General features: G+C 67.5%; 7 protein-coding genes. 2 read left to right on the top strand and 5 right to left on the bottom strand.

Translation table 11 applies throughout. The annotated features are described in order from the left end of the window. The first annotated feature begins 96 nt into the window (after positions 1 to 96). Positions 97 to 744 (top strand): amino acid ABC transporter permease, encoded by a 648-nt coding sequence (locus tag ACFXI3_RS13085; RefSeq protein WP_344267979.1) that lies wholly within the window; start codon positions 97 to 99, stop codon positions 742 to 744. Further along, complete coding sequence (locus ACFXI3_RS13080; RefSeq protein ID WP_344267981.1) at positions 741 to 1,625, top strand: amino acid ABC transporter permease; 885 nt, start codon at positions 741 to 743, stop codon at positions 1,623 to 1,625. Before ACFXI3_RS13085 ends, ACFXI3_RS13080 begins: the two co-directional genes overlap by 4 nt. Before the next feature lie 67 nt (positions 1,626 to 1,692). Here ACFXI3_RS13080 and ACFXI3_RS13075 read toward each other — a convergent pair whose 3' ends face one another. The 5 genes from ACFXI3_RS13075 to ACFXI3_RS13055 form a co-directional block, all read right to left on the bottom strand. Continuing rightward, positions 1,693 to 2,040 (bottom strand): VOC family protein, encoded by a 348-nt coding sequence (locus ACFXI3_RS13075; protein WP_378399658.1) that lies wholly within the window; start codon positions 2,038 to 2,040, stop codon positions 1,693 to 1,695. Positions 2,041 to 2,666: 626 nt separating this feature from the next. After that, the gene (locus tag ACFXI3_RS13070) at positions 2,667 to 3,419 is read right to left on the bottom strand and encodes a succinate dehydrogenase/fumarate reductase iron-sulfur subunit (protein ID WP_344267985.1); all 753 of its coding nucleotides are present in this window, start codon (positions 3,417 to 3,419) and stop codon (positions 2,667 to 2,669) included. Continuing rightward, complete coding sequence (locus ACFXI3_RS13065) at positions 3,416 to 5,332, bottom strand: fumarate reductase/succinate dehydrogenase flavoprotein subunit (RefSeq protein WP_378399657.1); 1,917 nt, start codon at positions 5,330 to 5,332, stop codon at positions 3,416 to 3,418. Before ACFXI3_RS13065 ends, ACFXI3_RS13070 begins: the two co-directional genes overlap by 4 nt. A gap of 58 nt (positions 5,333 to 5,390) precedes the next feature. After that, on the bottom strand, positions 5,391 to 6,221 hold the full coding sequence (locus tag ACFXI3_RS13060) for a hypothetical protein (protein ID WP_344267989.1): 831 nt from the start codon (positions 6,219 to 6,221) through the stop codon (positions 5,391 to 5,393). After that, positions 6,218 to 6,505 carry a hypothetical protein gene (locus tag ACFXI3_RS13055; protein WP_009075085.1) on the bottom strand — a complete coding sequence of 96 codons (288 nt, stop codon included), beginning with the start codon at positions 6,503 to 6,505 and terminating at the stop codon, positions 6,218 to 6,220. The genes ACFXI3_RS13060 and ACFXI3_RS13055 overlap by 4 nt, the downstream gene beginning before the upstream one ends. Positions 6,506 to 6,682 lie beyond the last annotated feature (177 nt).

Here is a 6,682-nt window from a genome sequence, read left to right as displayed (position 1 = left end):
TCCCTTTACTCCCCTCCCCGGGCGGCGGGGGGCCACCCCTTCCCCCCCCCCCCCGCCGCACACCCACTATCGGCACACGGACGCGGGGAAGGCTCCATGGACGTCCTGCTCGACAATCTGGACCTCTTCGGTCCGTTCTTCCTGACCACGATCGAACTGTTCCTGATCGCGGGAGCGTGCAGCCTGGTGCTGGGCACGATCCTCGCGATGCTGCGGGTGAGCCCGGTCCCGATGCTGCGCGCGATCGGCACGACCTACGTCACCGTCCTGCGCAACACGCCGCTGACGCTGGTGTTCGCGTTCCTCGTGTTCGCCTACCCGCTGCTCGACATCGTCAAGATCGACTACTTCCCGACCGCCGCGGTGGCGCTGACGATCTACACGTCGGCGTTCATCTGCGAGGTCGTGCGCTCGGGCATCAACACGGTGCCGATCGGCCAGGCCGAGGCGGGCCGCGCGCTGGGCCTGTCGTCCGGGCAGATCCTCGGCGGCATCGTCCTCCCGCAGGCCCTGCGGTCGGTGGTGCCGCCGCTCGTCAGCATGCTCATCGCGCTGCTGAAGAACACGACGATCGCCAGCGGGTTCTCGGTCGCCGAGGCCGGCGCGATCCGGCAGTACGTGTCCGAGCGCGGCGACAACCAGATGATCGCGCTGCTGTGGGTGGCACTCGGCTTCATCATCCTCGTGTCGGTGCTGTCGCTGGTGCAGCGCAGCCTGGAGAAGCGCTGGAGCGTGGCCCGATGAGCACGGTTCTTTTCGACACCCCGGGCCCGAAAGCGCGGATGCGGCACCGGATTTACGCGGTGCTCGGCATCCTCGTGGTGGCGGCGCTGATCGCGTTCGTGATCTACCGCTTCATCGACAGCGGCCAGTTCTCCGGCCGCAAGTGGGAGTGGCTGCAGTACTCCCAGGTGCAGAGCGACCTCGCGACCGCCGTGCTGGCGACCGTGAAGGCGTTCGCACTGGGCGCGGTGCTGGCCATCGTGTTCGGCGCGGTGTTCGCCGCCGGACGGCTCTCCGATCACGCGTGGGTGCGCGGGTTCTGCACGTTCATCGTGGAGTTCTTCCGCGCGATCCCGCTGCTGATCCTGATGTTCCTGTTCTACTACGGCCTCCCGACCCTCGGCGTGGACACGTCGCCGCTGTTCGCGGTGGTGCTCGGCCTGACGCTGTACAACGGCTCGGTGCTGGCGGAGGTGTTCCGCGCGGGCATCCAGTCGCTGCCGAAGGGCCAGAGCGAAGCCGCGTACGCGCTCGGCATGCGCAAGACCCAGGTGATGTTCACGGTCCTGCTGCCGCAGGCGCTGCGCGCGATGCTGCCGACGATCATCAGCCAGCTGGTGGTGCTGCTCAAGGACACCGCGCTCGGCTTCCTGGTGACGTACCCGGAGCTGCTGTACTACGCCCGCTACATCGGCAGCCAGGGCGACTTCGGCCGTCCGATCGTCCCGTCGACGATTGTGGCCGCCGCGATCTACATCGCGATGTGCCTGCTGCTGACCGCGCTCGCGACGTACTTGGAGCGACGCAACCGGCGTTCGAAGAAGCACATCGACACGGGGGCCAAGGACGCCGCGGACCTCACCGCTGCGGCGACCGGCGGCCTGCGCGGAGGCCCTTTCTGACGGTTCGTTCGTCTTTCGCTCGACGCCCCCGGCGCCGCTTTCGTTGCGGCGCCGGGGGTTTCTTGTTTTAGCTGTGCGCTGTCGGATGTCGCGGCTGGTACAGCGGGAGGACGCTGCCGCTGGGCAGCCGGATCGACGCCCGCGTTCCCCACGAGGCTCTTGCGACTTCACCGTCCACTTCGGCCCCCTTCTCGGTCAGCTGTCGGACTGTTTCGTCGAGGTCGTCGCACATCAGGTAGAACTCCTGCTGTGGTTGTCCTTCGGTCGGGTGTACTGCTAGTTCCGTTGGGGGTAAACGGAAAATGAGCCATCCGTCGCCTGCGTCGACGTGGCCTAGGTCCAGTACGTCCCGGAGGAACTCTCGGTCTGCTGCCGCGTCCTTGCTGTAGAGGATCACGTGGGCGCCGGTGATCATAGGTTTGGTCCTTTCGGGAAGTCCTTCTCCGGCAAGGGGCATCACCGTCTCTGCGATCGAGCCGATCGAGTGATGCGGCCAGTTCTCGGGCGCTGCTAACGTTGATGGCATCAAAGCAAGTTCTGTGGCATGAGGCCGCGAGCATTCTCGCGGCGGCCGCGCAGGTTCCTTGATCGCTCCCGTGCGTTGGTCCGCGCCCTGGTCGGCTTCGACCTCGCCGGCGCACGGCGAGATCGAGCCGCCCCATCCGCCGGAACAAGGAACCCTGGCGAACCGCGCCGAGACGCGCTCCGCGTGCACCAGCCGGGCATCCGGCCTGGCTGTGTCCGGTCCATGCCGCCACGCCCGCTGTCGACAGCTCAGGAGGAACCGCCTATCGCCCAACCACAACTGAATACGCCCGCAGCCGCGAACGAACCACGTTCCCAGCCGACGAGCGACGACGTCAGGAGCCCGCGAGCGAACAGGCCTGGCCAGCCCGCACAGACCCGCCACCCGCGGAGCGAGCAGGCCCGAGGCCCGCGCGAACGCAGCCCGCGCGCACGTCCGGGGCCAACGTGCACAAGCCCGCGACCACGTGAACGAGCCCCGCAGCGCACGAAACCCGCCACCACAGCGGGAATCGCTCACCGGTTACGGCGGAACAGCTTGTCCCCCAGCCAGACGATCGGGTCGTACTTGCGGTCGGCGACGCGTTCCTTCATCGGGATCAGCGCGTTGTCGGTGATGTGGATGCCTTCCGGGCACACCTCGGTGCAGCATTTGGTGATGTTGCAGAGCCCGAGCCCGTGCTCGTCCTGGGCGGCGTCGCGGCGGTCGGCGACGTCCAGCGGGTGCATCTCCAGCTCGGCGATCCGCATGAGGTAACGAGGCCCGGCGAAGCTCTCCTTGTTCTCCTCGTGGTCGCGGACGACGTGGCAGGTGTTCTGGCACAGGTAGCACTCGATGCACTTGCGAAACTCCTGCGAGCGCTCGACATCCACCTGCTGCATCCGGTACTCGCCGGGTTTCAGCCCCTCCGGCGGGGTGAAGGACGGGATCTCGCGAGCCTTCGTGTAGTTGAACGACACGTCGGTGACGAGGTCGCGGATCACCGGGAACGTGCGCATCGGCGTGACCGTCACGACCTCGGCCTCGGTGAACGTCGACATGCGCGTCATGCACAGCAGCCGCGGCCTGCCGTTGATCTCCGCCGAGCAGGAGCCGCATTTGCCTGCCTTGCAGTTCCAGCGCACGGCGAGGTCGGCGGCCTGGGTGGCCTGCAGCCGGTGGATGATGTCGAGCACGACCTCGCCCTCGTTCACCTCGACGGTGAAGTCCTGCAGGTCGCCGCCGGTCGCGTCGCCTCGCCACACGCGGAACTTCGCCTGGTAGCTCACGCGGTCCTCCCGGGGTGGGTCTCCAGCTCGCCGTCGGTGAAGTACTTGCCCAGCTCGTCGAGTTCGAACAGCTCCAGCAAGTCCGGCCGCATCGGGACCTGTTCCTTCACGGCCACGTCGACGTCCGGCACGAGCGGGTTGTCGCCCGGCCGCGCGGAGCAGACGAGCAGCCGGTGCCGCCAGTCCGCGTCCATCGACGGGTAGTCGTCGCGAGTGTGGCCGCCGCGGCTTTCCGTGCGGGTCAGCGCGGCGCGGGCGACGCATTCGCTCACCAGCAGCATGTTCCGCAGGTCGAGCGCAAGGTGCCAGCCGGGGTTGAACTGCCGGTGGCCTTCCACCTCCACCTGTCCCACGCGCCGGCGGATATTCGCGAGTTTTTCCAGCGCCTGCCGGATTTCGCCGGCCTTGCGGATGATGCCGACCAGGTCGTTCATCGACTGCTGCAGCTCGGTGTGCAGCGTGTACGGGTTCTCCGGAGCGCCCTCGGCGGGCGGGTTGAACGGTTCGAGCGCCATCGCGGCCGCGGTGTCCACATCGGACTGCGAAACCGCGGGCCGGTCCTTGAGACCGTCCACATAGGACGCCGCGCCCAGCCCGGCTCGCCTGCCGAACACGAGCAGGTCCGACAGCGAATTGCCGCCGAGCCGGTTCGACCCGTGCATGCCGCCGGAGCACTCCCCCGCCGCGAACAGCCCGGGCACGCTCGCCGCGCCGGTGTCCGGGTCGACCTCCACGCCGCCCATCACGTAGTGGCAGGTCGGACCGACCTCCATGGCCTCCTTGGTGATGTCGACGTCGGCCAGTTCCTTGAACTGGTGGTACATCGACGGCAGCCGCCGCTGGATCTCCTCGGCGGGCAGCCGGCTCGCGATGTCCAGGAACACGCCGCCGTGCGGGGACCCGCGCCCCTCCTTGACCTCGGAGTTGATCGCCCGCGCCACCTCGTCGCGCGGCAGCAGGTCCGGCGTGCGGCGGTTGTTCTCCTGGTCGGTGTACCAGCGGTCGGCCTCGCCCTCGCTGTCCGCGTACTGGCCCTTGAACACCTCGGGCACGTACTCGAACATGAACCGCTTGTCCTCGGAGTTCTTGAGCACCCCGCCGTCGCCGCGCACGCCCTCGGTGACGAGGATGCCCTTCACGCTCGGCGGCCAGACCATCCCGGTCGGATGGAACTGCACGAACTCCATGTTGATCAGCTTCGCGCCGGCGCGAAGGGCCAGCGCGTGCCCGTCGCCGGTGTACTCCCACGAATTCGACGTCACCTTGAACGACTTGCCGATGCCGCCCGTCGCGAGCACCACCGCGGGCGCCTCGAACAGCACAAACCGCCCGCTCTCGCGCCAGTAACCGAACGCCCCGGCGACCGCGCCGTTGTCCAGCAGCAGTTCGGTGACCGTGCATTCGGCGAAGACCTTGATCCGGGCCTCGTAGTCGCCGTACTTCTTGAAATCCTCCTGCTGCAGCGAAACGATCTTCTGCTGCATCGTGCGGATCAGCTCGAGCCCGGTGCGGTCGCCGACATGCGCGAGCCGCGGATAGGTGTGCCCGCCGAAGTTGCGCTGACTGATCCGCCCGTCCGCGGTGCGGTCGAAAAGCGCGCCGTACGTCTCCAGCTCCCAGACGCGGTCCGGCGCTTCCCGGGCGTGCAGTTCGGCCATCCGCCAGTTGTTGAGGAACTTCCCGCCGCGCATGGTGTCGCGGAAGTGCACCTGCCAGTTGTCGTTCGAGTTCGCGTTGCCCATCGACGCCGCGCAGCCGCCCTCGGCCATCACCGTGTGCGCTTTGCCGAAAAGGGATTTGCACACCACCGCGACGCTGAAACCGCGTTCGCGCGCTTCGATCACCGCGCGCAGACCGGCGCCGCCGGCACCGATCACCACCACGTCGTAGCTGTGCCGTTCGACCTCGGTCATGGAATAAGCCACCTCACGAGCTGGGGAGAACTGCCTTGCGCTGCTGGATTTCCGGGGTTCAGCCCACGAATCGCAGGTCCGAGATCGCACCGCTGGACACGAGCATCACGTAGAAGTCGGTCAGCACGAGCGTGCCGAGCGTCGTCCACGCGAGGGCCATGTGCCGCGTGTTGAGCTTCGTGACCTGCGTCCAGATCCAGTACCGGACGGGATGTTTCGAGAAATGCTTGAGCCGCCCGCCGGTGACGTGCCGGCACGAGTGGCAGGAGAGCGTGTACGCCCACAGCAGCACGACGTTCAGCACGAGAATCACGTTGCCGAGCCCGAAGCCGAACCCGGTGGGACTCTGGAAGGCGACGATGGCGTCGTAGGTGTTGACGAGCGAGACGACGCACGCGACGTAGAAGAAGTACCGGTGCACGTTCTGCACGATCAACGGCAGCCGCGTCTCGCCGGTGTAGCGCGCGTGCGGTTCGGCGACCGCGCAGGCAGGTGGGGAGAACCACACCGAGCGGTAGTAGGCCTTGCGGTAGTAGTAGCAGGTCAACCGGAACCCGAGCAGGAACGGCAGTACAAGCACGCCGAGCGGCAACCAGGACGGCATCTCGCCGAACCAGTGCCCGAAGTGGCTGGATCCTTCGACGCAGGAAGTGGACACGCACGGGGAGTAAAACGGCGTCAGATAGTGGTATTCGGGCACCCAGTACGCGGTGCGCACGAATGCCCGGACAGTCGCGTAAACGACGAAGGTGGCCAGCCCCAGCACAGTGAGCAGGGGCGACAGCCACCACCGGTCGGTGCGCAGTGTCCGGGCGGCGAGCCGCGCCCGCCCCGGCGCTCGAACGCCGGTGGGGGCGCGGCTGACGTCGTTGTCAGCGGGGGCGCTCACCGCTGGTCGCGCTTGTAGCCACCGACACCTTCGTCGTCTGCGCCGCTCCACAGCGCGGGATCGTAGGGAGTGTCAGGAACCGGAACGCGTTCGACGGCTTTCGCCTGCGCGGGCACAGCGGGCGGGTGCCCGTCCAGGTCGGCGGTGTCGATGTCGAGCCGCTCGACGTCGTTGGCCAGCCGGCGCACCGCGGACGCGTCGCCGTAGCGCGATCGCAATGCGCCCACGCACTGCCGCAACTGGCCGATGGTGCGCCGGAGTTCGGCGATCTCTGTGGTGGACATCGGAAGCCTCCCTGATGGTGGGGCCGGCAGTTCGGGTGACGATCAACGTCGCCAAGTACGACTCTGCCTCGCGCGGTGCACTGTGACAAGTAGCACATTTACCAGAAAGAAGCATCCTGTACCGGTTGACCTGGGGACTCACGGCCAGATAGGGGCCGAAAGTGGGGGTTCGGGCCG

This window comes from Amycolatopsis sp. NPDC059235, assembly GCF_042754125.1.
GTDB lineage: Bacteria > Actinomycetota > Actinomycetes > Mycobacteriales > Pseudonocardiaceae > Amycolatopsis > Amycolatopsis albidoflava.
The sequence above is the reverse complement of the archived record's forward strand: the minus strand, read 5'-3'. Positions and strand labels throughout refer to the sequence as shown.